2 protein-coding genes are annotated in these 1,198 nt (G+C 66.3%); both read left to right on the forward strand.

Going from position 1 to position 1,198, the window contains the following annotated elements; translation table 11 throughout:
- A partial coding sequence (terL, locus tag UN64_RS19870; RefSeq protein WP_171978992.1) for a phage terminase large subunit occupies window positions 1–508 on the forward strand: 508 nt, incomplete at its 5' end.
- A gap of 21 nt (window positions 509–529) precedes the next feature.
- Window positions 530–1,198: hypothetical protein (locus UN64_RS19875; RefSeq protein WP_139343240.1), on the forward strand; the 669-nt coding region annotated here is incomplete at its 3' end.

Raw genomic sequence — 1,198 nt, forward strand, 5'->3', positions numbered from 1 at the left:
GGACCTGTCCGTGAAAGACACCGGCACAGCCGACTTCACCGTCGGGCAGGTGTGGTTGCGGATCGGTGGGCAGGCATACCTGCTCGACCAGGTGCGGGAGCGCATGGGCTTCGACCGGCAGGTGCAGGCCATTGAAGCGATGACCGCGAAGTGGCCGCAAGCTGCCGCGAAGTTCGTTGAGGACAAGGCCAACGGCCCGGCCGTCATCAACCACCTCCGCCGCCGCATCCCCGGGCTGATCCCAGTGAACCCGGAAGGCGGGAAGGTGACTCGCGCTCATGCGGTGTCCCCGTTCGTGCACGCGAAGAACGTGCACCTGCCCGTTGCCGCACTGCTGCCCAACGTTCAGGACCTCCGTTCCGAGGCCCTGAATTTCCCCCATTCCGCGCACGACGACACGATTGACGCGCTCACTCAGGCACTCAACCAGCTGCTGCTGAACCCGATCACCGGGCACGGAAACCCCCTCGATGAGGTGGACCCGGGCGATTGGCGTGACGACTACTAACCCACCGGAAAGGGGGGGCCGATGACCAGCGCTGACCCGGCCGGTATCCCTGACATGACTGAGGGTGGGGCGTTCGTGGACGCTGAAACGCTCGCCGTCGAGCGGGCCAACATGCAGCTCGCCGTGGAACGGGCCGAGGAGTCATTGCGGGATCTCCAGCGGGAGGACCGTGGATGGGCGCTCATCGGTGCCGGTAACACGGATGCGCCCGCGCACGCGACGCTGCTGGGGAACGCTGACCTGGTGCGGGGTTTCGCGGACTCCCACCCGATGTTCGTGCGCGCGAAGACCGTGCGTGCTGCTTACGTGTTCGGTGAGGGTGTGACCATCACCGGGTACGTGGACGGCGTGGACAAGGCCGCGACCCTGGTCGATGATGTGGTCCGCGAGTTCGTGGAGGACGTCGGGAACACGGGGGCCTGGTTCGGGCACACTGCTGCGATCGAGCGTGAGCATGACTTGTTCTCGGATGGGAACCTGTTCGCCGGGCACTGGGTGAACCCCCGGACCGGGGATGTGAAGGTGCGGGTGATCCCGTTCAACGAGATCACCGAGGTCCGCACCGCTCCCGGTGACTACGCGACCCCGCACCTGTACCTCCGCCAGTGGACGGAGGGGACCCGCCAGTTCAAGGCATGGCTGCCGGACCTGGACTACGACCCCGCCGCGAAACCCATCAGGGTTGACGGT

Origin of the sequence: Fictibacillus arsenicus, assembly GCF_001999465.1 — a bacterium.
In the GTDB taxonomy this organism is placed as follows: domain Bacteria; phylum Bacillota; class Bacilli; order Bacillales; family Fictibacillaceae; genus Fictibacillus; species Fictibacillus arsenicus.